22 protein-coding genes are annotated in these 24,288 nt (G+C 64.2%); 12 read left to right on the top strand and 10 right to left on the bottom strand.

Annotated elements, in window-relative coordinates:
* The first annotated feature begins 165 nt into the window (after positions 1-165).
* From speB to AC3WTO_RS30950, 5 genes are all read left to right on the top strand, one after another.
* Positions 166-1,218 carry an agmatinase gene (speB, locus tag AC3WTO_RS30970; protein WP_492465035.1) on the top strand — a complete coding sequence of 351 codons (1,053 nt, stop codon included), beginning with the start codon at positions 166-168 and terminating at the stop codon, positions 1,216-1,218.
* A 124-nt stretch (positions 1,219-1,342) separates the two neighbouring features.
* On the top strand, positions 1,343-2,431 hold the full coding sequence (locus tag AC3WTO_RS30965; protein ID WP_492465034.1) for an ABC transporter substrate-binding protein: 1,089 nt from the start codon (positions 1,343-1,345) through the stop codon (positions 2,429-2,431).
* A gap of 145 nt (positions 2,432-2,576) precedes the next feature.
* On the top strand, positions 2,577-3,614 hold the full coding sequence (locus AC3WTO_RS30960) for an ABC transporter ATP-binding protein (RefSeq protein ID WP_492465033.1): 1,038 nt from the start codon (positions 2,577-2,579) through the stop codon (positions 3,612-3,614).
* Positions 3,611-4,465, top strand: coding sequence for an ABC transporter permease (locus AC3WTO_RS30955; RefSeq protein ID WP_492465032.1), 855 nt, complete (start codon positions 3,611-3,613; stop codon positions 4,463-4,465). The genes AC3WTO_RS30960 and AC3WTO_RS30955 overlap by 4 nt, the downstream gene beginning before the upstream one ends.
* Positions 4,462-5,256: an ABC transporter permease gene (locus AC3WTO_RS30950; protein ID WP_492465031.1), complete on the top strand. Its 795-nt coding sequence runs from the start codon at positions 4,462-4,464 to the stop codon at positions 5,254-5,256. The genes AC3WTO_RS30955 and AC3WTO_RS30950 overlap by 4 nt, the downstream gene beginning before the upstream one ends.
* A gap of 7 nt (positions 5,257-5,263) precedes the next feature.
* Here AC3WTO_RS30950 and AC3WTO_RS30945 read toward each other — a convergent pair whose 3' ends face one another.
* From AC3WTO_RS30945 to AC3WTO_RS30935, 3 genes are all read right to left on the bottom strand, one after another.
* The gene (locus AC3WTO_RS30945; RefSeq protein WP_492465030.1) at positions 5,264-6,235 is read right to left on the bottom strand and encodes an NAD-dependent epimerase/dehydratase family protein; all 972 of its coding nucleotides are present in this window, start codon (positions 6,233-6,235) and stop codon (positions 5,264-5,266) included.
* Positions 6,232-6,807: a TetR/AcrR family transcriptional regulator gene (locus AC3WTO_RS30940; protein WP_492465029.1), complete on the bottom strand. Its 576-nt coding sequence runs from the start codon at positions 6,805-6,807 to the stop codon at positions 6,232-6,234. Before AC3WTO_RS30940 ends, AC3WTO_RS30945 begins: the two co-directional genes overlap by 4 nt.
* A gap of 97 nt (positions 6,808-6,904) precedes the next feature.
* Positions 6,905-8,314 (bottom strand): MATE family efflux transporter, encoded by a 1,410-nt coding sequence (locus tag AC3WTO_RS30935; RefSeq protein WP_492465028.1) that lies wholly within the window; start codon positions 8,312-8,314, stop codon positions 6,905-6,907.
* A gap of 241 nt (positions 8,315-8,555) precedes the next feature.
* On the opposite strand from AC3WTO_RS30935, the gene AC3WTO_RS30930 reads away from it, so the two are divergent.
* The 4 genes from AC3WTO_RS30930 to AC3WTO_RS30915 all read left to right on the top strand — a co-directional run bounded on the left by AC3WTO_RS30930 (position 8,556) and on the right by AC3WTO_RS30915 (position 12,651).
* On the top strand, positions 8,556-9,254 hold the full coding sequence (locus AC3WTO_RS30930; RefSeq protein ID WP_492465027.1) for a helix-turn-helix transcriptional regulator: 699 nt from the start codon (positions 8,556-8,558) through the stop codon (positions 9,252-9,254).
* A gap of 177 nt (positions 9,255-9,431) precedes the next feature.
* Positions 9,432-10,622 carry a nitrilase-related carbon-nitrogen hydrolase gene (locus AC3WTO_RS30925; RefSeq protein ID WP_448115977.1) on the top strand — a complete coding sequence of 397 codons (1,191 nt, stop codon included), beginning with the start codon at positions 9,432-9,434 and terminating at the stop codon, positions 10,620-10,622.
* An 84-nt stretch (positions 10,623-10,706) separates the two neighbouring features.
* Complete coding sequence (locus AC3WTO_RS30920; protein ID WP_492465026.1) at positions 10,707-11,192, top strand: hypothetical protein; 486 nt, start codon at positions 10,707-10,709, stop codon at positions 11,190-11,192.
* A 58-nt stretch (positions 11,193-11,250) separates the two neighbouring features.
* Positions 11,251-12,651, top strand: coding sequence for an APC family permease (locus tag AC3WTO_RS30915; protein ID WP_492465025.1), 1,401 nt, complete (start codon positions 11,251-11,253; stop codon positions 12,649-12,651).
* A gap of 240 nt (positions 12,652-12,891) precedes the next feature.
* On the opposite strand, the gene AC3WTO_RS30910 is transcribed toward AC3WTO_RS30915, so the two are convergent.
* Both AC3WTO_RS30910 and AC3WTO_RS30905 read right to left on the bottom strand, forming a co-directional pair.
* The gene (locus tag AC3WTO_RS30910) at positions 12,892-13,905 is read right to left on the bottom strand and encodes an amino acid ABC transporter substrate-binding protein (RefSeq protein WP_492465024.1); all 1,014 of its coding nucleotides are present in this window, start codon (positions 13,903-13,905) and stop codon (positions 12,892-12,894) included.
* A 228-nt stretch (positions 13,906-14,133) separates the two neighbouring features.
* Positions 14,134-17,184 (bottom strand): aminotransferase class III-fold pyridoxal phosphate-dependent enzyme, encoded by a 3,051-nt coding sequence (locus tag AC3WTO_RS30905; protein WP_492465023.1) that lies wholly within the window; start codon positions 17,182-17,184, stop codon positions 14,134-14,136.
* A gap of 126 nt (positions 17,185-17,310) precedes the next feature.
* Here AC3WTO_RS30905 and AC3WTO_RS30900 point away from each other — a divergent pair, with 126 nt between their 5' ends.
* On the top strand, positions 17,311-17,745 hold the full coding sequence (locus AC3WTO_RS30900; RefSeq protein ID WP_492465022.1) for an Lrp/AsnC family transcriptional regulator: 435 nt from the start codon (positions 17,311-17,313) through the stop codon (positions 17,743-17,745).
* A 24-nt stretch (positions 17,746-17,769) separates the two neighbouring features.
* Positions 17,770-18,123: a hypothetical protein gene (locus tag AC3WTO_RS30895; protein WP_492465020.1), complete on the top strand. Its 354-nt coding sequence runs from the start codon at positions 17,770-17,772 to the stop codon at positions 18,121-18,123.
* Positions 18,124-18,169: 46 nt separating this feature from the next.
* Here AC3WTO_RS30895 and AC3WTO_RS30890 read toward each other — a convergent pair whose 3' ends face one another.
* The 5 genes from AC3WTO_RS30890 to AC3WTO_RS30870 all read right to left on the bottom strand — a co-directional run bounded on the left by AC3WTO_RS30890 (position 18,170) and on the right by AC3WTO_RS30870 (position 23,157).
* On the bottom strand, positions 18,170-19,828 hold the full coding sequence (locus AC3WTO_RS30890; protein ID WP_492465019.1) for an FAD-binding dehydrogenase: 1,659 nt from the start codon (positions 19,826-19,828) through the stop codon (positions 18,170-18,172).
* Positions 19,829-19,887: 59 nt separating this feature from the next.
* Positions 19,888-20,874 carry a Gfo/Idh/MocA family protein gene (locus AC3WTO_RS30885; protein WP_492465018.1) on the bottom strand — a complete coding sequence of 329 codons (987 nt, stop codon included), beginning with the start codon at positions 20,872-20,874 and terminating at the stop codon, positions 19,888-19,890.
* Between the two features lie 137 nt (positions 20,875-21,011).
* Positions 21,012-21,590, bottom strand: a complete 579-nt coding sequence (locus AC3WTO_RS30880) for a YceI family protein (RefSeq protein ID WP_492465017.1) — start codon at positions 21,588-21,590, stop codon at positions 21,012-21,014.
* A gap of 55 nt (positions 21,591-21,645) precedes the next feature.
* Positions 21,646-22,233 (bottom strand): cytochrome b, encoded by a 588-nt coding sequence (locus AC3WTO_RS30875; protein ID WP_492465016.1) that lies wholly within the window; start codon positions 22,231-22,233, stop codon positions 21,646-21,648.
* Positions 22,234-22,257: 24 nt separating this feature from the next.
* Complete coding sequence (locus AC3WTO_RS30870) at positions 22,258-23,157, bottom strand: LysR family transcriptional regulator (protein ID WP_492465015.1); 900 nt, start codon at positions 23,155-23,157, stop codon at positions 22,258-22,260.
* Positions 23,158-23,254: 97 nt separating this feature from the next.
* On the opposite strand from AC3WTO_RS30870, the gene AC3WTO_RS30865 reads away from it, so the two are divergent.
* Positions 23,255-24,250 (top strand): aldo/keto reductase, encoded by a 996-nt coding sequence (locus tag AC3WTO_RS30865; RefSeq protein ID WP_492465014.1) that lies wholly within the window; start codon positions 23,255-23,257, stop codon positions 24,248-24,250.
* Positions 24,251-24,288 lie beyond the last annotated feature (38 nt).

The following is a 24,288-nucleotide window of genomic DNA, read 5'->3' as shown; positions in this document are numbered from 1 at the left end:
ACAATCCGCGGCAATCAATCATAAAAACACGGTATCGCAGGCAGCCGAAACTGGTTCATGCCCCGCATCGGAGGCACAGCGGCTCGCCAGTTTGATCTGGCACATGATCCTTTCCGAAAATCGATCCCGATTTTCGGGGTCATGTGCAACAGGAGGAGTTGCAGGATGGGTTTCGACAGAGGCAAGCTCGACGCGTTGCGCCAAAAATATGGCGAGAGCCATGGCGGCGAGCTGTTCGATCCGAAGTTCCGCCGGGTCGCGGACAAGATCTTCTCCAAGGGCGGCACCCGCCTGGCGCCCTACTCCGGCATCCCGACCTTCCTGACCGCACCGTATCGCGAAGTCGCCGCCGACAATCCCGATTTCGGCGACCTGCAGGTGGCGATGATCGGCGTGCCGATGGATCTCGGCGTCACCAATCGCCCGGGCTCGCGTTTCGGCCCGCGCGCGCTGCGCACCATCGAACGCATCGGACCTTACAATCACGTGCTGGATTGCGCCCCGACCCATGAACTGCGCGTGGCCGATATCGGCGATGTGCCGTTCCGCAGCCGCTACCGTCTGGAGATGAGCCACGACGACATTGAAAAGCGGCTCAACCAGATCGTCGACGCCGGCGTCATCCCGCTGTCGGTCGGCGGTGACCATTCGATCACCCATCCGATCCTGAAAGCCGTCGGCAAGAACCGGCCGGTCGGCATGATCCACATCGATGCGCATTGCGACACCGGCGGCGCGTTCGACCAGACCAAGTTCCACCATGGCGGCCCCTTCCGCAACGCGGTGCTCGACGGCGTGCTCGACCCGTCGCGCACCATCCAGATCGGCATCCGCGGTGCCGCCGAATATCTGTGGGAGTTCACCTACGAGTCCGGCATGACGGTCGTTCACGCCGAAGAGGTTCCGGGCCTCGGCATTGCCGCCATCATCGAGAAGGCCCGCAAGATCGTCGGCGATGGCCCGACCTACATCTCCTTCGATGTCGACAGCCTCGACCCGGCGTTTGCGCCCGGCACCGGCACCCCGGAAGTCGGCGGCCTGACGACGCGCGAAGTCCTTGAACTGCTGCGCGGGCTGAAAGGCCTCAACATCGTCGGCGGCGACGTCGTCGAAGTGGCGCCGCAATACGACACCACCACCAACACCGCCCATGCCGGCGCGCAGGTGCTGTTCGAGATCCTGTCGCTGATGGTGTTCAGCCCGGCGTTGAAGGGATGACACCGCTGGATGGGAGCATCATCCCCGAACTGGTTTTCGGAACAGATCATGCTCTATCCAGTGACGCCGTTTTATAAGAAAACCATAAGGGAACCCGGCAAAGCCGGAACAACGGAGAACAGTGATGACCGAGATCATGAAGACCATGCTCAGCCGGCGCAGCGTGCTTGGCGCCGGTGTTGCCGCCGCGGGCGTGCTGGCAATGCCCGCCATCCTGCGCGCCCAGGAAAAGTCGCTGAAGGTCGGCGTCTATGGCGGCTATTTCAAGAAGTCGTTCGACCAGCACATCTTCCCGGAATTCACCAAGGCGACCGGCATCACCGTTGAATCGGTGGCCGAGCCGACCGGCGAAGCCTGGCTGGTGCAGCTGGAGCAGGCCTCCAAGGCCGGACAGGCACCGGCCGACCTTTCGATGATGTCGCAGACCTCGACGCTGAAAGGCCAGTCGACCGAGCTGTGGCAGCCGCTCGATACCGCCAAGTTCAAGCACTATGGCGACCTGCTGCCGCAGTTCATCAACAAATATCCGGACGGCCGCGTCGCCGGCATCGGCGCGGTAGCCTGGTACATCACGCTGGTCACCAACACCAATGTCTACAAGGACGCGCCAACCTCTTGGGATGCGCTGTGGGACAAGGCCAATGCCGACAAGCTCGGCCTGCTGGCGCTCGCCTCCAACTCCTTCCTCGTCGAGGTGACGGCGAAGACCTTCATGGGCGGCACCAACGCGCTCGACACCGACGAAGGCATCGACAAGGCGTTTGCCAAGCTCGCCGAAGTGAAGCCGAATGTGCGCCTGTGGTACCGCGACGAGGCACAGTTCGAGCAGGCGCTGAAGTCGGGCGAGATCCCGATGGGCCAGTATTACCACGACGTCACCGGCCTTGCCGCCAAGGATGGCCAGCCTGTGCGGTCGACGTTCCCGAAGGAAGGCGGCATCCAGGATTCCGGCAATTGGGTGCTGTCGCGCGCCTCGAAGAAGGTCGACGAGGCGCACGCCTTCATCGACTATATGAGCCAGCCGGCGATCCAGGGCCTGATGTCGCGCAATGTCGGCACCGCACCGACGCTGAAGCGCGAGGTTCTCGACCTGAAGCCGGAAGAATTCGCCGCTGTGTCTTCCGACATCGCGCCGATCATCCCGCGCTACGACCTCTATGTGTCGAAGGCCGACGCGATCAACCAGAAATGGACCGAGCTGATCGTCGGCTGATCACGCTCCCACTTTCGCGACGACATCTGGAGCCCGCTTGCGGGCTCCGCATCTTCGCATCGACCGCTCGACCGCCTTCCGCTAGTTTCCAAGGCGGAAGCGACCAAACCATCCGCATGCACGACCAGCCAAGCAGGATAACGCCATGCCCGGATTGTCCATAAACTCGATCACCAAACGCTTTGCCGATTTCGCCGCTGTCGACGATGTCAGCCTCTCCGTCCCGGACGGAAAATTCATCTGCCTGCTCGGCCCTTCTGGCTGCGGCAAGACCACCCTGCTGCGCATGATCGCCGGGCTGGAGGAACCGACCAGCGGCGCCATCGTGCTCGACGGCGACGACATCACCCGCGTGCCGACGCACAAGCGCAATCTCGGCATGGTGTTCCAGTCGCTGGCGCTGTTCCCTCACCTGACGGTGGGCGAGAACATCGCCTATGCGCTGCGCATCCGCGGCGCCTCGAAGGATGACCAGCGCAAGCGCGTCGAGGAACTGCTGGCGATGATCCATCTGCCCGGCTTCGCCGACCGGCCGGTGGCGAAACTCTCCGGCGGCCAGCGCCAGCGTGTGGCGATCGCCCGCGCTCTGGCCTTGTCGCCGAAACTCTTCCTGCTCGACGAGCCGCTGTCGGCGCTCGACGCCAAGCTGCGCGAAGCCATGCAGGTGGAACTGCGCCAGTTGCAGCAGCGCCTGGGCATCACCACCGTCGTCGTCACCCATGATCAGCGTGAGGCGATGACCATGGCCGACCTGGTCGTCGTCATGGGCAAGGGCAAGATCCTGCAGGCCGCTTCGCCGATCGAGATCTACCGCAAGCCGGCGGATGCCTTCGTCGCCGACTTCATCGGCATCACCAATCTGTTGCCGGCAGAGGCCGACAGCGCCGGACGCACCACCGTGCTGGGCGCCGCGGTTCCCGGCGTCGCCCTGCCATTGGGCGCGGCCAAGGCCACCATCTCGATCCGACCCGAGGATATCCATTTTTCGACGCCCGGCGCCGGCGCGATCCCGGGCACCGTCAGCTTCGTGCGAGATCTCGGCGGCACGGTCGAAACCTTCGTCGAGGCCGGCGGCACCACCATCGTGGCGGTCGCCACCCCGCGCGAGCGGCCCAATGTCAGCGTCGGCCAGGCCATCGGCGTGGTGCTGCCGCCGGAAAGCTGCGTGGTGCTGCAGCCATGAGACGCGAACCGGCAAGGACCCTCGTCGACTACACGCCGCTGTTCTTTCCGGCGCTGATGCTCATCGTCTTCTTCGTCGTGCCGTTCTCGATCATGATCGCGGTGAGTTTCTTCAAGCGCAACCCGGCCGGCTTCTACACGCCGGATTTCGTGTTCGACAACTATGCGCGCTTCCTCACCACCTTCTTCGGTTCGGTGCTCGGCTTCTCACTGCTTCTGGCTGTCCTCGTCGCGGTGTGCTGCGTGGTCATCGCCTTTCCCTTCACCTATCTGCTGACCAAGCGCCCGCGCGCCGTGCAGACGCTGTGGCTGGTCGGGCTGCTGTCGGTGCTGTCGCTGTCGGAAGTCATCATCGGCTTTGCCTGGTCGACGCTGTTCTCGCGCACCGCCGGCATCACCAACCTGTTCGTCGCGATCGGGCTGATGAAGGAGCCGGTGGCTCTTCTGCCGAGCTTCTGGGCGGTGCTGACCGGCATGGTCTATCAGGCGCTGCCCTATACGATCCTGGTGCTCTACCCCGCCTTGGTGCGGCTCGACCCGACATTGCTGGAAGCCGCACGCACGCTGGGCGCCTCGCCGGTGCGCGCTTTCTTCAACGTGGTCGCTCCTGCACTGCGCAACACCATCGTGGCAACCCTGATCATGGTGTTCGTCTTCGCGCTCGGCTGCTACCTGCTGCCGCAGATCCTCGGCCGGCCATCGAACTGGACGCTGTCGGTGCTGATCACCGATCAGGCGATCTACCAGTCCAACATGCCGTTCGCGGCCGCCATGGCGGTGTTCCTGGTGCTGATCTCGCTGGCGCTGGTCGGGCTCACTTTGCTGGTCGGCCGCAAGGAGAACGCGCTATGACCGTGCTTCGCCGGCTTTATTTCGTCCTCGTGGCGCTGTTCCTGGCGGCACCGCTGATCGTGGTGGCGGGTGTCTCGGTCAACCAGAAGCAGGAGCTGACCTTCCCGCCCAAAGGCTTCTCGCTGGCCTGGTATGGACAGATCTTCAACGATCCCGAATGGCGGCTGGCATTGATCCATTCGGTGACGCTGGCCATCTGCTCGGCGGCGATCGCGGTTGCGATCGCGCTGCCGCTGGCCTGGTTCCTGTGGCGGCGCATCGCACCCTGGGCGAACATCTTCCAGGTGCTGGGTCTCGCGCCCTTCATCCTGCCGCCGGTCATCACCGCGCTCGGCTTCCTGAGCTTCTGGGCGACGGTCGGCCTGTTCGGGCAGTTCTACACGGCGATCATCAGTCACGCGATCTTCTTCGTGACGCTGCCGCTGGTGACGCTGTCACTCGGCTTCGCGTCCATCGACCGCTCGCTGGTCGAGGCGGCGTCGACGATGGGCGCCGACGACCGCACGGTGCTGAAGACCGTGGTGCTGCCGCTGATCCTGCCCTATCTGGTTTCCGGCTTCGCCTTTGCCTTCGTGCTGTCGCTCAACGAATACATCGTCGCCTACATGACCATCGGCTTCACCACCGAGACGCTGCCGATCAAGATCTTCAACGCGCTGCGCTACGGCTACACGCCGACCATGGCGGCGGTGTCGATCTTCTTCGTCACGGTGGCTGCGCTGGTGTTCGGGTCGATCGCCTATTTCGGCGACATCCGCAGGCTGCTCGGCGCAATGTCGTCGGACAGCTGAGCCGCGCTCATGCCGTCGCCCCATAGCTTCGCAAGCCATCGGCGTGCGAAGTTCGTCCGACATAGCCCAGCTCGCGGCGCGCGGCGGCATCATCGATACCGAACTCGCGCCCGATCATGCGCACCATCGAGCGCGAAAGCGGCGGGTCGCTTTTCCGGCGCGTGATGGCCCAGATGGCATCCAGCGAGCGGCCGAGCGTGGATGCCAGCCGATAGGGGATCGAGCGCAGCCCATCGATGGACAGGCCCTGCAACTTGGCGAGCCCCGCAACGAACTCGCGGAAGGTCGTGCTTTCCCGATCGCTGATGAAGAAGGCATGCCCGCCCTCGCCGCGCTGCAACGCGCATTGCACCGCCTCGACGACATTGTCGACATGACAGGTTGAAAAGGCATAGTCGCCGCGATCGATGAACGCGAACCGCCCGGACCTGATCGCCGTCGGCAGCGCGCGGCTGAACGGATCGCCCGGCCCCCAGATCGCCGGCGGGCGAAGCGCGATGGTGCGGAAGCCGCTCTTGTTGGCGGCCAGCACGATCGCCTCGGCCTGCGCCTTGCTCGCCAGATAGGCGGAAGAATGCTTCGGGAATGTAGGCGCGCTTTCATCGGCGTGACGGATCGCCGAGCCGGCATCGTCCATGATGATGCCCGCCGCGCTGATGTAGACGAAGGTCCCTGCGCCGGCTTTCTCGGCGGCCTTCAGCAGTGCAGCGGTGCCGTCGACATTGGTCCGGAAATAGGGTTCGCGCGGGCCCGAGAAGCGGAACAGCGCGGCCGCATGCACGACGCTGTCGATCGCCGGCAGGGTCAAGGGCGCACTGCTCTCCAGGTCGGCATCGACCGGCGATGCGCCCAATGCCTTGAGCCGGCCGTGGGATGATGCGGAACGTGTGAGGGCAAACACCTCATGGCCGGCCTCCACCAGTCGCGGGATCAGGCGCCCGCCGACAAGACCAGTCCCACCCGTGACGAGGATTTTCATTGCGATGGATCCTTTGAGGGAGAATTCAGGATTGCCTGCATGGCGTTCTCGCGGATGTTCTCGAGGACAGCAGGCGTGGGCGGCGGCGTCTTGCGCAGCCGGGCCGTCACGTGAAGCAGGGATGCGGCATTCGCCGAGGCCCATACCAGGTCGGCCGCCACCTCGATCGCCAGCGCCAAGCGACCACTGGCGGCGATCGCCGCTATGCGTTCGATCAGCAGCGCATGCGCCTCCTCGGCCGCAGGCATCTGACCGCCCTTGAGGACACGGCCCATCATCACCGCGTAGAGCCTTGGGCGGGCCGCCGCGAAACGCACATAGTCGTCCCAGCCTTCGCGCAGTGCCGTCACCGGGTCGGGCGACTGGACCGCCGCTTTCTTGCTTTCGAGAAATTGCGCGAACGCCTCAGCGATGGCTGCGCTCAGCAGGCCGTCCGCGCTGCCATAGTGATGATAGAGCGTGGGCGCGGTGACGTTGGCGATCGCGCAGACGTTGCGAGTCGAGAACTGCTCTTCGCCCTCTTCCTCGAGGATCTTCAGGGCCGCAGTCAGCAGGGTGTCGCGTGTCTCCATACACGCTCTATAGCACTGCTATAGAGATGAGTCTATAGCAGTGCTATACTGACGCCATCACCGCGCGTTCGGCAGCGATGCGGCCGGTCAGGCCCGATCAATGCATGGTGATCGGGCCTGATTTCGCCGGCAGTCGGTCGCGGCGCAGCCAACGGCTGAGCAACAGGATGGCGACGACCGCCAGTCCGGTCGAAAGGCCGATCCAGATGCCGATGCCGGCCAAGCCGAAATGAAAGGCGAGCAGCGCGCCGAGCGGCAGACCGACGCCCCAGTAGCCGATCGCAGCGTAGATCATCGGTACCGTGGTATCGTGCAGGCCGCGCAGCATGCCGGCGCCGACAGCCTGGGCGCCGTCGACGATCTGGAAAAGCGCCGCGAAGGCCAGGAACGAGACGGCGAGGCCGACGACCTGGCTGTTGACCGGGTCATGCACGTCTATGAAGCCGGAGATCAGCACGCGCGGCCATAAAATCATGGTGAGCGCGGTCAACGACATGAAACCGACACCCATGGCGTAGGAGGTCCAGCCGGCGCGACTGATGCCGTCCTTGTCGCCGGCGCCATAGGCGAGACCGACGCGCACTGTGACGGCCTGGTTGAGACCCAGCGGCACCATGAAGCTGATCGAAGCGATCTGCAGGGCGATGGCATGCGCGGCCAGCGACGGCGCGTTGATCAGCCCCATCAGGAAGGCAGCGGCATTGAAGATCGTCACTTCGAAGGCCAGGATGCCGGCGATCGGCAGGCCGAGCTTCATCAGCGCCCGGAAACGCGGCCAGTCGGAGCGCCAGAAGCGGCCGAACAGATGATAGCGGCGAAACTTCTTCTGTTGTGTCACCACCAGGACCATGCCGATGAACATCAGCACCGAGGAAATGGTGGTGGCGAGGCCGGAGCCCGCAATGCCCATTTTCGGCGCGCCGAGGTTGCCGAACATGAACATCCAGTTGAGCAGCACGTTGGCGCTCACCGCAATGAAGACGATGATCAGGGCCCAGCCCGGACGCTCGAGCGCCGAGATGAAGGACCTCAGCACGATATAGCCGTAGAAGGGCAAAAGCGCCCATTGCAGCCAGTGGATGTAAATGCCGGCCTGATGCGCGAGCACGGGGTCCTGGCCCATGGCCAGCAGGATCCGCTCGCCGTTCCAGAGGAATATCCAGATCGGGATGGCGATGAAGATGGCGGACCAGAGCCCCTGCCGCACGGTGCGGCGCACGTCGCGCACCGAATGGCGGAAACGGCCGAGCTCCGTTGCCATCATCGGCGACGTGGCCAGCATCAGGCCGAGGCCGAAGATCATCGGCATGAAATAGAGGTTGGAACCGAGCGCGCCGGCGGCCAACGTTTCGGATCCCAACCGCCCCATCATCATGACGTCGGTGGCGGTCATCGCCGTCTGGCCGAGATTGGTCAGCACCATTGGCCATGCAAGCGACAGCGTTGACTTGATTTCGGAGCGCCAGAGGCTTTCCGGAGCTCTCACACCGGCTTCGATCGCGGACATTGTCTTATACTTCCCGTTGCGGCGCATCGGCATCAGCCGGAATCCGCATCTGGCCGGAAACGGAATGGCTTCCGGCTCGAATCCGGTTGTCATTGAACAAATTGGCGTTTGCAAGGGCCCAAGACCCTGAAAAATTGATCCAGGAGCGGCCCGATTGTTGGAATTCGATTTATTTTGGCAGCCGCATAACGATATTATGATGTTAAAGTATCGCCGCGACAGGGGAGCCGGAGAGGCCGAAATGGCCCTTCCGTGGATCGGGCCAACGCTTATGCATTTCGACAGGACAGCCTTCGGAGACCAGTTCCTGACCGTCGTCGCGGCGGCAATGCCGCTGGTTGGATGCTGTTTCTATCGCGTCGAGGACGGCAAGCATGTCGTCGACCATCGTCTGTCGGGCCTCTCGCCCTATTGGCTGAACCGCTATTACCACCGCTTCTGGCGTTTCGACCCGCTGCACCCTGAACGTGTCGGCCAGGCCGGCATCAGGCTGCGCTCGGTGACCCGCGAGACCGCGCGCCGCGATGCCGGCGCGCCCGAATATTTCGAGCAATTCCTGGTGCCGCAGAACACCGTGCACCAGACCGAGCTCTATTTCCGCGCCGGAGCGCGGATCGTGGCCGGCGCCTCATTGCTGCGCAGCGAACGCAACGGACCTTTCACGTCCGACAATCTCACCTTCCTCGACAGGCTGGTCGGTTTTGTCGAGGACAGTGTGCTGTCCGATGAGGACGAAGCGTCGGCGCTCGACATTCCCGGGCTCACGCCACGCGAGCGCGAGATCGCCAACCTTGTCGGCGCCGCCATGTGCAACAAGGACATCTGCCGGCGGCTCGACATCGAACTGCCGACGGTGAAGACCCACATCAGCCGCATCCTGGTCAAGGCCGGCGTACGCAACCGCGCCGAGCTGATGAAGAAGCTGCACGGCCGCGGCTGATCGCAGCCTGGCGTCGTACTTCGGTATGATAGCCCAGGGCCAAGATGACTCCCTATCCTGACGGTTCCTGAATACGCCTGGGAGGAACGCGGCGTTCGAGGGATATGGCTTGGCCCGCGCCAACGCCTCTTCCCATGGACATCGTTCCTCCAACCGACAGTTGGAGTATCGACCGGAATGGCTTCACGTCCCGCCTATGTCGCGCCCTATATGGCGATCGGCCTTTCGACCATCGTCACCGGCGTCGCACAGCGCAAGCATATCCGCCACAATCTGGAGACGATCGAGGAAGCCATCCATGCCGCCGTCTCGATCTGCGCGATCAACGCGCCGATCCGTGTCGTGGCCCTGGCCGAGGGCGCGCTGACCGGGTTTACCGACGAGATCTTCGACGTACCGCATGTCACCGCGGCGCGCGACATCTTCATCGACCTGCCCGGTGAAGAGACAGAGGCGCTCGGCAAGCTGGCCCGTCACTACGACACCTACATCATCGGCCAGTGCAAGGCGCGCTGGCCCGATGTGATGGAAGACCGCTTCTTCAACACGCTGTTCGTCATCGACCGCAAGGGCAAGCTCGTCCACCGCGCCGCCAAGAACCACATCTGGTGTCGCGAGCGCAGTTGCACGCCGCATGACATCTACGACCGCTGGGTCGAGCTGTTCGGCGACGGCATCGAAGCTTTCTACCCGGTGCTGCGCACCGACGACATCGGCAACATCGGCACCATCTGCTGCTCCGACGGCGAATATCCGGAAGCGGTGCGCGCACTCGCCTTCGGCGGCGCCGAAGTGGTCTATCGTCCTTCGGAGGCTATGCCGATGACCGGTTCATCCTATCCCGGCGGCGGCAGCTGGATGATCCAGAACCGGGCGCATGCCGATTTCAACAGCGTCTACATGCTGTGCCCCAACATCGGGCCGGTCTATCTCTCGCCGAGCTCGCGCCATCCGATCGACATCGCCGGCGGCAACAGCCACATCGTCGACTTCCGCGGCAACATCAGTTCCTATTCGGCCAGCGGCGCCAACACCATGGTGGCCAGCCTGATAGACATCGAGGCGCTGCGGCAGTTCCGCGCCATGAACCTCAATTCGAACTGGCTGAAGGACCTGCGCACCGAGCTGTTCTCCAAAATGTACGAGAAGCCGATCCACCCGCGCAATCTGTGGCTGAACCGCGATCCGGAGCGCCATGCGACCGTGGACGAGGTCTATCGCGACAACATCGCAAGGCTGGTCGAGCGCGGCACCTGGACCCTGCCGGCGCATGAGGTGCCGGGCGCGCGTTACACGCCGGCACCCTCGGAAGGCAATGACGACTGGGCCGCCGCGCAGGCGATGTGGGCGCCCTGGAACGAGGACTGATCAGGAATACCGGACCCGCCGCCCGAAAGCATAATCAATCAGGGAACAGGCGGCGCGGTCCTGCCAACACAAGGGAGGCTATCGATGCATTTTTCCAAATCCGGCCCGATTTCACGGCTCGCCAGATCCATCATAGTACCGGCTGCGGTGGTGCTTTTCGCGGCAGGCACATCGGCAAAAGCGGGAGACACAGCCAAGCCCGCCGGCATCGTCGGCACATGGGTGGTCAAGGCGGTCGACGCGCCGTTCACCCATCACATGTTCGTCTTCAATGCCGACGGCACCATGCAGCAGGCGAACCCTGACTCCGGCAATCCCGACAACAGCGATAGCGACGGCAAGGGCATCTGGGCCGAGAAGGACGGCAGGGTCATCGGCAAATTCGTCGAGGTGACCGCGGACCGCAAGACCCACAAATTCGTCAGCCGCGGCGAGATCTCCTACGAGATCAACCTCGCCGGCGACGCTTTCACCGGTACAGCCGCAGCAAACTTCTACGATGCCGACGACAAGCTGCTGCGCGGGCCGCTGCCGACACCCCTGGAAGGCAAGCGCGTGACCCTGCCGTAAGAGCGGGCGCCGCTTGCCTTCCTCTTTTCGTTTCACGCCATCGCCGGATCCAAACACCATGTCTTCCACCAACACCGCGCCAAGGCGCAGCCTGCATTCCTTCGACATCTTCTTTCTTGTCGTCGCTGCCGCGGCGCCGCTGGCGGCCGTCGCCAGCAACGGCGCGCTCGGCGTCCTGATGGGCAACGGCGTCGGCATGCCGGGCTCCTACCTGCTCGCCGGGCTGGTGCTGATCCTGTTTGCCATCGGCTTCATCCGCATGAGTCCGCATGTGCAGCATTCCGGCGCCTTCTATGCCTATGTCCGCCACGGGCTGGGACCGCTTGCCGGCGGAGCTGCGGCCTTCGTCGCCATCGTCGTCTACGGCATGATGGTCGTCGGCAGCGTCGGCGGCTTCGGATTCTTCGCCAGCGTGTTCTTCAGCGAGAATTTTGGCATCGACCTGTCGTGGAAGGTCTGGGGCGCGATCTGCCTGGTGATCACGGCGATCGTCGGCTACCGCGAGATCACGCTCGGCGCACGCCTGCTCGCTGTGCTGCTGACCCTGGAGGTCCTGATCCTGCTTGTGCTGACGGTGGCGGTGCTTGCGCCAAGCAGCCCGGCCCAGGTGACTTTCGGTTCGTTCAGCCTGCCCAACATCGTCAGTGGCTCGTTCGGCGTCGGCCTCATGTTCGCCTTCGTCTCCTTCCTCGGTTTCGAATCCGCCGCCATCTACAGCGAGGAAGCACGCGACGGACACCGCACGGTGAGCCGCGCGCTCATCACCGCCGTGGTCTTCATCGCCCTCTTCTATGCGATCACCATGTGGGCCGTCGTGCTGGCCTTCGGCGAAGACAAGGTGGTGGCTGCGGCCAGCGAGAACCCCGGCACGCTGGTTTTCCGCGCCTTCGCCCAATACACCCACCCGGCATTCCTGGTGGCGGTGCAGTTCCTGATGGTGACGAGCGCGCTTGCTGCCACGCTTGCCCTGCACAATGCTGCCGCGCGCTACCTGTTCGCGCTCGGCCGCGAAGGCATGCTGCCAAACATGCTCGGCAGCCTGCATGCGCACCTGCAGTCGCCGCATGTCGCCAGCATCACCGTCACGGTGGTTTCATCGATCGCGGTGGCACTGTTTGCGATCGCCGATGCCGACCCGCTGATGACCTTGCTCTCCAGCACATTCGGACTGGCAGCGCTCGGCATCATCATCCTGCAGGCGGTGACCTCGCTTTCGGTGGCGGTTTTCACGTGGAAGAACCGCGACAGGGAGGCCGGTTCGCTGGTTCAGTTGCTGGTCGCCCTTGTCGCGACCATCGGCCTTGGTACTGCGGCTCTCCTCGTCATGAAGAACTACGCGACACTGACCGGCAGCCTCGGCCTGCTCGACTATGCACCCTGGCTGCTGCCGATCGCGGCTGTCCTCGGCATCATCGTCGCAATGCGCTCCGGACGGGCAAGGCAGCTGTCCGAAGCGTAGGTTTGCAGTTGGCGCTGCCCCTCACCTGCCTGCCGGCATCCTCTCCCCGTGAACGGGGAGAGGGACGCGTGCGTCGGCGATTTCGCCAATCGCCAGCGTTGCAGAGCAAGGCGCCGACGTTGCGGCCAGCCTCCTTCTCCCCGTCAATTTACGGGGAGAAGTGCCCGGCAGGGCGATGAGGGGCAGCGCCGTACCCGGGCTGGAAGCCTATTACTTGGGTGTCGATGCGCTTACTGCCGCTCAGCGCAGCGGCGGGGCGTACATCAGGCCGCCGGCGTTCCAGAGCTTGTTGATGCCGCGGTCGATCTTGAGCGCGCTCGACTGGCCGAGATTGCGTTCGAAGATCTCGCCGTAATTGCCAACCTTGGAAACGATGTTGTAGGCGAAACGCGGATCGAGCCCGAGCTGCTTGCCATTGTCGCCGTCGACGCCGAGGAAACGCTTCACCGCCGGGTTCGTGGAGGTCAGGCCAGCATCCGCCGTTGCCTGCGTGATGCCCAGTTCTTCCGCTTCGAGCAGCGCAAACAGCGTCCAGCGCACGACGTTGAACCATTTGTCGTCGGCCTGGCGTACAGCTGGCCCCAGCGGCTCCTTCGAGATGATCTCCGGCAACACGGTATAGCCGTCCGGATTGGCCAGCTTGAGACGCTGCGCATAGAGCGCGGAGGCGTCGGTGGTGTAGACATCGCAGCGTCCGCTGTCGAAGGCCTTGATGATGCCCTCGGCGGAGTCGACCACCACCGGCTCGTATTGCAGCTTGTTGGCGCTGAAGTAGTCGGCGGTGTTCTGCTCCGTCGTCGTGCCTTGCTCGGCACAGACGGTCGCGCCGGACAGCTTCAGCGCGCTGTCGACATTGAGGTCCTTGCGCACCATGAAGCCCTGGCCGTCATAGTAGGCGGTGCCAACGAAATGGATGCCGATGCCGGCATCGCGCGACAGCGTCCAGGTGGTCTGCCGCGACAACAGGTCGACCGTACCGGACTGCAGCGCGGTGAAACGCTCCTTGGTCGAAAGCGGCACGTAGCTGACCTTGTCGGCGTCGCCGAGCGCGGCGGCCGCAACGGCGCGACAGAAGTCGATGTCGAAGCCGTGCCATTTGCCGGCGTCATCCGGGGCGGAAAAACCGGCAACGCCCTGGCTGACGCCGCAGGTAACGGTGCCGCGCTGCTTGATGGTGTCGAGCGTATCGGCCTTTGCCGGCAGGGAAACTGCCGTTGTTGCCAGAAACGCTGCTGCTAAAAGACGTGTCTTCATAGTCTCCTCCCTGTTATTCTGAGCAATTCCAGGAAAAGTGTGAAACGGTTTTCCGTCCGGAATTGCGTGAAATAAAAAATTGGTGCGTTTCCGCGTTTCCGTGAAAAACGGAAACGCTCCAATGCAAAGCCTCTCCTGACGCCGGCGCGAACACGCCGGCGTTGATTCAGTTTCCTGCCGTGAACTGCCCGGCGACCGATCCGCCGGGTAAGATCCTCCGTGAGGCAGCTAGCGCGTCGCCAGCACCTCGCCGAACGTGTCGTCCAATGCGCTGACCAGATGATCGGCATTGGCGCGGCTGAAGATCATCGGCGGCCGCATCTTCAGCACATTGTCATGCGGGCCTTCCGTGCCAATCAGCACGCCGCGCGCGCGGACACCATCATTGATGCGTCGCGCCAGCGCCGTCGCCGGCTCCTTGGTCTTGCGATCCTCGACCAGTTCGATGCCGAGGAAGAGCCCCATGCCGCGCACGTCGCCGATGACGTCATAGCGCGTCTGCAATTCGCGGAAGCGCTCCACCAGATAGGCGCCGATGCCCGCCGCATTCTCGCGCAGGCGGTCACGCTCGATGACGTCAAGCACAGCAAGGCCGGCAGCGCAGGACACCGGGTTGCCGCCGAAGGTGTTGAAATATTCCATGCCGTTGTTGAAGGTGGCGGCGATCTCCTTCGTCGTCACAAGTGCCGCCATCGGATGGCCGTTGCCGATGGGCTTGCCCATGGTGACGATGTCCGGCACCACGCCCTGTGTCTCGAACGCCCACCAATGGCTGCCGACCCGGCCGAAGCCGACCTGCACTTCATCGGCGACGCAGACGCCACCGGCGGCGCGTACCATGGCGTAGACTTCGCTCAGATAGCCTTCCGGCAGGAAGACCTGTCCTGCGACGCTCGGGATGGATTCGGCCATGAACAGTGCCGGAGCGCGGCCCTGCGCCTTGATGGCCGCGATCTGCTCGGCAATGCTTTCGGCAAAGCGGCTGGCATGCTCAGCGACCGGCCAGTCTGTCGGAGCGCGGTAGCTGTCGGGGATCGTTGCCTCGAACACATGCGCGGGCCGGCCCTTGCCGCCCTTGCGCTTGTATTTGTAAGGGCTGAGGTCGATCAATTCCTGCGTCGTGCCGTGATAGGCCCAGTCGAGCACGATGGTGTCGCTCTGCCCGGTGTGATTGCGCGCCATGCGCAGCATCAGGCTGTTGGCCTCGCTGCCCGAGCAGGCGAAGGATGCCACCGAAAGCCCTTCCGGCAACGTTGCCGTCAGCCGCTCGGCGTAGCTGACGATGGCGTCGTGCAGGTAGCGCGTGTTGGTGTTGAGCCTGGCCGCCTGCCGGGCAATCGCCGCGACCACGTCGGGATGGGCATGGCCGAGATGGCAGACATTGTTGAAGCAGTCGAGATAGGCGCGGCCACGATCATCGATCAGCCAGGCGCCCTCGCCGCGGACGAACTTGATCGGCTCCGAATAGGAGATCGACAGATTGGGCAGCAGAGAGGTCTTGCGCGCCGCCACGATCTGCGGCCGACTGCGGCCGGTCTGGACGAAGGTTTCCGGCGGGATGCCGGCGAGTTCGGCGGCATCCGGGAAGAGCTCGCGCCAGACGTCGAGATAGCGCGCTTCGCCGACGCCGAGGATCTCGCGCGCCGACAGGCCGGTGTCGGTGGAGATCTGGAAATGCAGGTGCGGCGCCCAGCCGCCGTTCTGCGCGGCCACGCCCATCTCGCCGACGACATCGCCCGCTTCCAGGCGCTGGCCGGGCTTCAATCGGGACGCCGCCTCATGGGCGAGGTGGCCCCACAGCGTGACGAATGGCGGGCAGCCTTCAGGCACATGTTCGAGGGCGACGAGGCCGCCATAGCCCAGCGCATCCTCTTCGATCTCAACGCTCTTCACGGTCGCCGCAAGCGGCGTGTGCACCTTGGTGCCGGCCGGCATGAACAGGTCGAGACCGAGGTGATGGATGCGGCGCTCCTGTTCGACGAAGCGAGACTGGAACATGTCGCTGGCATAGACGGTGCGCACCTCGCCCCAGGGGCCGATGCCGAGTTCGATGCCGTGTTCGGCACAGTGAGCGTCCCACCACGCGCTGGCCTTGGCCGGTTCCTGCGCCGCCGACGCGACCGTCATCGGATGCTGTGGATCGCCATAAGGTACCAGTTCCTTGACCAGGGTGGCCGGATGGCGGTCGAGAACCGGTGCGAGGCTCCTGGCGTGGGCGGCGATCCAGCCGGTGACGGCGCGGGCGCCCGGCACCGCATCGAAACCGCAGGCATGGCGCAGGATCGCGGTGGCGAAGCTGCGGTTCATGGCGTCGAGCCGGCGCAGCATGCGCCAGGCCGGCGCTTCGCTGATAGCCAGATAGGGATTGTCACCGGCCTCCTGCCGGCGCAGCGCCGACAGGGTCACGCTGGTGACGAGGCGCATGGCGATGAGATCGAACAGCAGATCGATCTCTTCCTCGCGCAGCGGATATTCGGCGTGGAAACCGGCGGCAAGCTTCGCTGCCGCGCCGATCGGATCCTCGGTATCGAGAATGGAGTAGGCGCAGGCTACGGCCAGTTCGGCGATCAACGGCGCATAGAGCGCGTCGCCGAAGTCGATCAGGCCGGCGACACGTTTCGGATTGGCGGCGTCGACCAGCACGTTCCAGTCATTGGCGTCATTGTGGATGACCTGCGCGCGCAGCCCGGGCAGGCGCGGTGCCACATAGGCGTCGAAGCGATCGAGGAACCGCTCCAGCAGCGCCCGGTCCCTGGCGTCGCTCACATGCGTCAGGCGACGGCGCGAGGCGCCGGCGCGGCGGATGTCCCAGTCGAAGCTACGCAGCGCACCCGGATGGATGAAACCCTGCAGCGCACGATCGAGCTTGCCCAGTGCTCGGCCGAGGCTTTCGAGGGCTTCGGGCGAGCGCTCGGCTTCCGCCAGCGGTTGGCCAGGCAGCCAGGAGACGAGCCGCAAGGCATGGCGTGTGCCGTCATTGGCCGCCACGAAGGCGAGCGAGGTGTTGTCCAGCGTCTTTTTCAGCGAGGGCACGGCAAGGTCGATCCCACTGCCGGCGAGATGATCCAGAAGCGCGGTCTGGAATTCGCTCTCGCCGCGCGGCTCGCTGGCATTGACCACCTTCAGGATCCAGTCGCCGTCTTCCGACGCCAGCCTGAAATTCTGGTCGCGCTCGCTGTCGAGCGAGCCGACCGAGCCGGAGACGCCGAAATGGCTGACGGCAAGCGCTCGGGCTTCGATCAGCGAGAAATTGGGAGCCGGGTGAGTGATATTGGTCATTGCAGGTCCGGATTTAATCTTCAGGGAGCTTGGCACGGGCGGAAAAATCGGGCATCCGGCAAAGCGTCGGTCAGACCGGCACTATGCCTGCTTCGACCGGCATATTAACGGTGAGCGGAAATCGCCATGAAGGAACTCGACACCAAGGACCGCGACATCCTCGCCATCCTGTCCAAGGAGGCCCGGATTCCGCTGAAGACGCTGGCGGCGCGCATCGGGCTTTCGCGCAGCGCCACCAGCGAACGCGTGGCGTTGCTGGAGAAAAGCGGCGTCATCCGCGGCTACCGCGCCGATATCGGCCAGTTGGAGCAGAACCAGCTCTCCGCCTTCCTGATGGTGACGCTGGTGCGTACCCCTTCGATCGGCGTGCTCGACCAGCTCGCGCGCCATCCGGAGGTGCGGCGGGTATCGTCCATTTCCGGACAGGTCGATCTGGTGGTCGAAGTGGAAGTGCCGTCGATCGACCGGCTCAACACGCTGCGCGACCAGATCGCCTCGCACGCCAGCGTCGAGGACCTGACCTCGCTGATCGTGCTGAGGCGCGATATCGAGCGGATATAGACGACAATGCCAGGGTTACTACAGATGAAGATTCCAGCGACCGCCCTTCTTGCCCTCGTCATTGCCGCCTCACCGGCTGCGGCCCAGGAATTCAAGGTTCCGAAACAATATGAAAGCCAGTTCATGGGCCAGGTGATGTCGCTGTCGCTCGCCCAGCAGTGCGCCGCCTACATCAAGACGCCCGGCATACTGGACGAGATGCGCACGTCGCTGCTGAAGTTCGCGCGCAAGGTGAAATGGCAGGACCCACAGGCCAAGGTGAACAAGCTGATGGCCGATTCCAAGGCCAAGGTGAACGGCCCGATCGGCCTTGAAACGCCGACAAGCTGTTCCAACCTTTTGCGCGATCTCAGGAAGAGCAACGGCAAGAAGGGCTGAGGCTACACTCCTCCTTCTCCCGCTGTGGGAGAAGGAAAAGCGCGACCTAACGCACGCCCTTGGCCGCCGCGCGGCCGGCGCTGCGGCCGGAGAAGATGCAGCCGCCGAGGAAAGTGCCTTCGAGCGCCGCATAGCCGTGCACGCCACCGCCGCCGAAGCCGGCCACTTCGCCGACGGCATAAAGCCCCTCGACCGGCTGGCCATCGGCGCCCAGCACACGGCTGTCGAGATCGGTATGCAGGCCGCCCAGCGTCTTGCGGGTGAGGATGTTGAGGCGCACCGCAATCAGCGGCCCGTTGGCGGGATCGAGCATCTTGTGCGGCTTGGCGGTGCGGATCAGCTTGTCGCCGAGATAGCTGCGGGCGCCGCGCAGCGCGATCACCTGCATGTCCTTGGAGAAGGGATTGTCGAGCTGCATGTCGCGGGCACGGATTTCGCGCTCGACCTGAGCGACATCGAGCAATGGCTCGCCGCCGACCAGCGCGTTCATGCGGGCGACCAGCGCCGGAAGTTCACGCTCGACGATGAAGTCCTCGCCCTTGTCGAGGAAGGCCTTGACCGGACCTGGGATGCCCGATGTGGCGCGCTGCAGCACCTGGCGCCAGCTCTTGTTGGTCAGGTCCGGGTTCTGCTCCGATCCTGACAAGGCGAACTCCTTGCGGATGATCTTCTCGGTCAGGATGAACCAGGAATAGTCGAAGCCGGTCTGCATGATGTGGGCGAGCGTGCCCAGCGTATCGAAGCCGGGATAAAGCGGCACCGGCAGACGCTTGCCGCGCGCGTCCAGCCACAATGACGACGGGCCGGGCAGGATGCGGATGGCGTGGTCGGTCCAGATCGGCGCCCAGTTCCTGATGCCTTCGACATAGTGCCACATGCGGTCACGGTTGATGATCGAGCCGCCGGCGTTTTCGGTGATCGCCAGCATGCGGCCGTCGACATGGTCCGGCACGCCGGTGATCATCCGTTTCGGCGCCGTGCCGAGGCGCGCCGGCCAGTTCTGGCGCACCAGTTCGTGATTGGCGCCGATGCCGCCGGAGGCGACGATGACCGCCTGCGCCTTGAAGGTGAAGCCGCCCGTTACCATGCGCGAACTCTTGGCGCCGCGCTCGACGCTGCTTTCTTCCAGCAGTTCGCCGCGCACACCGTCGACCGCCGAGCCGCTCCTCGTCAGTTCGCTGACGCGGTGCCGGAACTTGAAGGTGACCAGCCCGCGCTTCGCCGCTTCGCGCACCCGCAACACAAAGGGCTCGATCACGCCTGGGCCTGTGCCCCAGGTGACGTGGAAACGCGGCACCGAATTGCCGTGGCCGACGGCATTGCCGCCGCCGCGCTCTGCCCAGCCGACGACCGGGAAGAACTTGATACCGCGCTCGGCAAGCCAGGCGCGCTTTTCACCCGCCGCGAAACCGACATAGGCCTTCGCCCATTCGCGTGGCCAGTGGTCCTCCGGACGGTCGAAAGCCGCGGTGCCCAGCCAGTCCTCCAGGGCAAGGTCGTGGGAGTCGCGGATGCGCATGCGCCGCTGCTCGGGCGAGTCGACCAGGAACAGGCCCCCGAACGACCAGAACGCCTGGCCGCCGAGCGACTGCTCCGGCTCCTGGTCAAGAATGAGGACTTTCCTGCCCGCTTCCGCCAGTTCGGCCGCGGCGACCAGTCCCGCAAGACCAGCACCAACGATGATGACATCCGCATCGCAAGCCAATGTTCCCTCCCTTTGGCGTCGTCGATCCCGGCTTGTTCCTCCCGCCAGGGCCGACGCTGTCAGACCGTCTCCCAGCCGTCCTTGTCACCGGCGCGGAAGATCGTATCGATGACCTTCTGATTCAGCACCGATTCCTCCAGCGTGAAGACGCGATCGTCGCCACCTTGCGCGGCGCGCACGAAGGCTTCGGCCTGCAGCTTGTATTGCTGCGCGCCCGGGAAGCGGAAAATCTGCGTCTCGGCATGGTTCTGGTTGTGCAGTTCGATGCGGTTGTGATCGTAGACGCCGGCATTGAAGGGGGAGGCTACTTCGATGAATCCCTTGTCGCCATGGAACACCATCGACTGGCGCCCGGCCATCTGCGTCGAGACATAGAAGGACAATTCGAAATCGCCGAAATCGGCGCGAACCGATGAATAGACATCGGTGCCGAAAGTCTTGTCACGCTCCACCGTCGCCTGCACCCGCACCGGCTCCCGGTCAGCCGCGAAGCGCGTGGAGACGACCGGATAGACGCCGATGTCCGGCAGGGCGCCACCGCCGAGATCGAGCTGGTTGCGCATGTTGCCGGGATCGACATTGTAGTAGGTGAAGCACCCTTCGACATGGCGCAGCCGGCCGATGGCGCCGTCGGCAATCAGTTGGCGGACCTTGATCCATTGCGGATGGTAGACGACCATGAAAGCTTCGCAGACCAGCACCTTGTGGCGGTCGCGCAGCGCAATCAGCGGCGCGATGTCCTTGGCGTCGAGTGCCAGCGGCTTCTCGACCAGCACGTGTTTTTTCGCCTCGATCGCCTTGGCTGCCCATTCGACATGCTGCGACGTCGGCACCGGGATGTAGACGCCGTCGACATGCGGCGATGCCAGCAACTCCTCATAGGAACCGAACGCGTGCGGCGCGCCGAAACGGTCGGCCAAGGCCCTGGCCTTGCCAACATCACGGCTGGCGACGGCGGTCAGCACGCCATTGCTGGAATCGGCGATGGCCGGCAGAACCTGCTCGCGCCCGATCTTGGCCGTCGACAACACACCCCAACGAAACATCCAGCATTCCTCGCAAGATTCTGTGCTGGCGAGACTTGCGCGAAACGCGCTGAAAAACCAGTGCCGTTGCGGCAGCTTTCTGGAGCGGAACGCGATTGGCTTGAATCGGTGTTCCGCTCAATTTTCGCGATCATGCTCTAGCTGCGCTGTGCTGAGAGCGTCATGTCGAATTCAACGACGTTGGAGTAGATCGGTGTGCCGACGTCCATGCCGTAGCGCGAACGCAGCACCTTGCCCGTGACCCTGAAGGTGATCGTGCCGCCGGCGAAGGATTTGAGCTCGGCCTGGAATTTCTCCGGCGACGTCTTGCCACGCGCGGTGAGATTGCCCGCGATCGTTGCCGTGGTCTCGCCGGTTCGCCGCACGCTGGTCGAGCGGAAGCGGATCTCCGGGTCGTTGTCGGCATCGAAGACGGCGTCCGAACGCAGGAAGGCGTCGATCCGCCTCTGACCGGTTCCGACACTGGCCGGCATGATGGTGATGTTGACTTCGGAGCGGTCGGCATCGGCATTGTCGACACGGATATTGCCGGTGAATCGGGAGAAAGCGCCATCAAGACTGCCGCCACCGGCCTTGCCGATGGAAAAGCGGATGCTGGAACCGACCTGATCGATCGTATAGCGGCCACCCGCCGCCGAGAGCGAGGTCGCTGCGTGAGCCGTGGGGCCCGCGATGGCCATCGCGGCGAGCGCGAAAAGGGCGAGGCGTGACGACATCGGAGCTTCCTGGCTGACTGCGGCTCTCGGGTGATCAACGCGCGGCGGAAAGCGCCTATTCCGATTCCTTGTCATCACACTGGTGTGAAGGCGAGATCATGCGGGCAAGCACGTTGTCTCCCAGGCTAAAGTGATGTCGCAACGCGGCCAGCACATGCACCGCGACCGGCACGATGGCTGCGTAGGCCAGATAGGCATGTGTCGCCCGCCACCAGGTCTCATCCGTGTCCGAGACGGCAACGGGCAGGTTGGGCATTACGAACAGATCGAACGGCATGCTGGGAATTTCGAGAACGGAAGCCGACACCAGCGCCCAGCCGGTGAGCGGCAGGAGGAGTTGCAGCGCATAGAGCGCAAGATGTGCGGCCGGCGCCGCCCGCCTTTCCAGCAGTCCGGTTCCGGCGGGAAGTCGCGGCGTGACGTTGGCGAGCCGCCAGCCGAGCCGCAGCACGACAAGACCAAGCAGCAGGAAGCCGAATGACTTGTGCAGTTGGATGAGTTCAAAGGCCGTGCGCTGGCTGGTCACGCGAACCATGGCAAGGCCAAGCGCGATCTGGCCGGCGAACAGCAGGGCAACGGACCAGTGCAGCAGGATCGAGATCCAGCCGTAGCGGGCCCGTGTATTCCTGATCAGAAGCACCATGACGGATGAACGACCGCAACGCGGTCAATCATCCCGGTCACGCCAGCGGAAGAAATCGACGAAGGCGCGCAGTGCCGGCCGCATCTGACGCCGGCTCGGATAGTAGATGTAGAACCCGTCGAAGGGCGGACACCAGTCTTCCAGCACCCGTACGAGACTGCCGGTCGCCAGCGCCTGCTGGGCATATTCCTCGAAGACGAACGCCAGCCCCGCACCATCGATGGCCGCGCGGATGATGGCGCTGTCGACACCGAGGATCAGCGGCCCTTGCACCGGCAGTTCGATCTCCTCGCCGTCCTTCTCGAACTCCCAGCGATAGAGCACGCCGCTCGAGAAGCGGAAGCGGATGCAGCGATGGCCGACGAGGTCGCGGGGATGTTTCGGCTTCGGCATCCTGGCGAAATAGGACGGCGCACCGACTACGGCGCTGCGGATCCGCGGACCGATGCGTACGGCAACCATGTCCTGCTGCAGGCTTTCACCAAGCCGCACGCCGGCATCGAAGCCGCCCTCGACCACATCGGTGAAACGGTCCTCGATGACGATGTCGAGCACGATCTCGGGATAGGCCTTTGCGAAGGCTCCGAGCTTCGGCGCCAGCACCAGGTTCAGCGCGGTGCGCGGCACGGTGAGCCGCAGATTGCCGGCGGGTCGATCCCTCGCCTCGATCGCCGCTTCCAGAGCCAGGTCGATCTCCGAGAGTGCCGGCCGCAGCCGTTCGAGCAACCGGGCTCCCTCCTCGGTCGGCGCGACCGAGCGCGTGCTGCGCGCCAGCAGCCGCACGCCGAGACGGGCCTCCAGGCTGGACACGGCGTGGCTGACCGCTGACGGCGCGATCGCCAGATCTCGCGCGGCGCCACGGAAACTGCCCCTGTCCGCCACGGCGGCCAGCACCGCAAGCTGGGCAAGATGACTTCGATCCATTGTTCTAACTTTTAGAATATCCCGTGCAATTATGAGGCGATTATCGAACATAAGGCAAGGCGCTATCTCTCTCGCATCGCAATCAAGGAGAACCGCGATGCAAAAGCGCAAACTCGGAAACGAACTCACTGTCTTTCCCGTCGGCCTTGGCTGCATGGGCATGAGCTTTGCCTATGGCGGCCAGGAGGAAGCCGAGGCGATCCGCACGCTCCACCATGCCGTCGATATCGGCGTCGACTTCTTCGATACGGCGGAAGTCTATGGGCCTTTCGACAATGAGATCCTCGTCGGCAAGGCGCTGAAGCCGGTGCGCGACCGTGTGACGATCGCCACCAAGTTCGGCTTCAAGATTTCCGAACAGGGCAGCGGCGCGGAACGCATGATCGGCGTCGACAGCCGGCCCGAACACGTCAAAGCCGTCGCCGAAGCATCGCTGCGCCGGCTGGGTATCGACGTCATCGATCTCTATTACCAGCATCGCGTCGACCCCAGCGTGGCGATCGAAGACACGGTCGGCGCGATGGCGGAGTTGGTCAAGGAAGGCAAGGTGCGTGCGCTCGGCCTTTCGGAAGTGAGTGCCACGACGCTGCGACGCGCCCACGCCGTGCATCCGATTGCCGCTGTGCAGAGCGAATACTCGCTGTGGAGCCGCGATCCGGAAGAAGAGATCTTCGACGTCTGCCGCGAACTCGGTATCGGCTTCGTGCCCTACAGCCCGCTCGGACGCGGCCTGCTGACCGGAACGATCAACAAACCGGAGCAGCTTGGTGCGGATGACTGGCGCCATACCTTGCCGCGCTTCCAGCCGGAAGCACTCGACGCCAATGCCAGGGCCGTGGCCACTCTGGAACGCTTCGCCAAGGAAAAAGGCGTGACTGCGGCCCAGTTGGCGCTGGCCTGGGTGCTGCATCAGGGCGACTTCATCGTGCCGATCCCAGGCGCCCGCAAGATCCATCACCTGGAGCAGAATGCAGGCGCGGCGGCGATTGCACTGACCGCAGCGGAAGTCGTCGAAATCGGCAATGCGCTGTCGCCCGACAAGGTCGTCGGCAAGCGTTACACGGAAGAAGCGCTGGCGCTGGTCAACGGCTGACGCATGTCGCGCTGGCTCAACCTCGCGCTGTTTCAGCA

The sequence above is a fragment of the Mesorhizobium sp. EU05-FHT14A09 genome, assembly GCF_058790995.1.
This window is presented reverse-complemented; position numbering and strand designations above follow the sequence as displayed.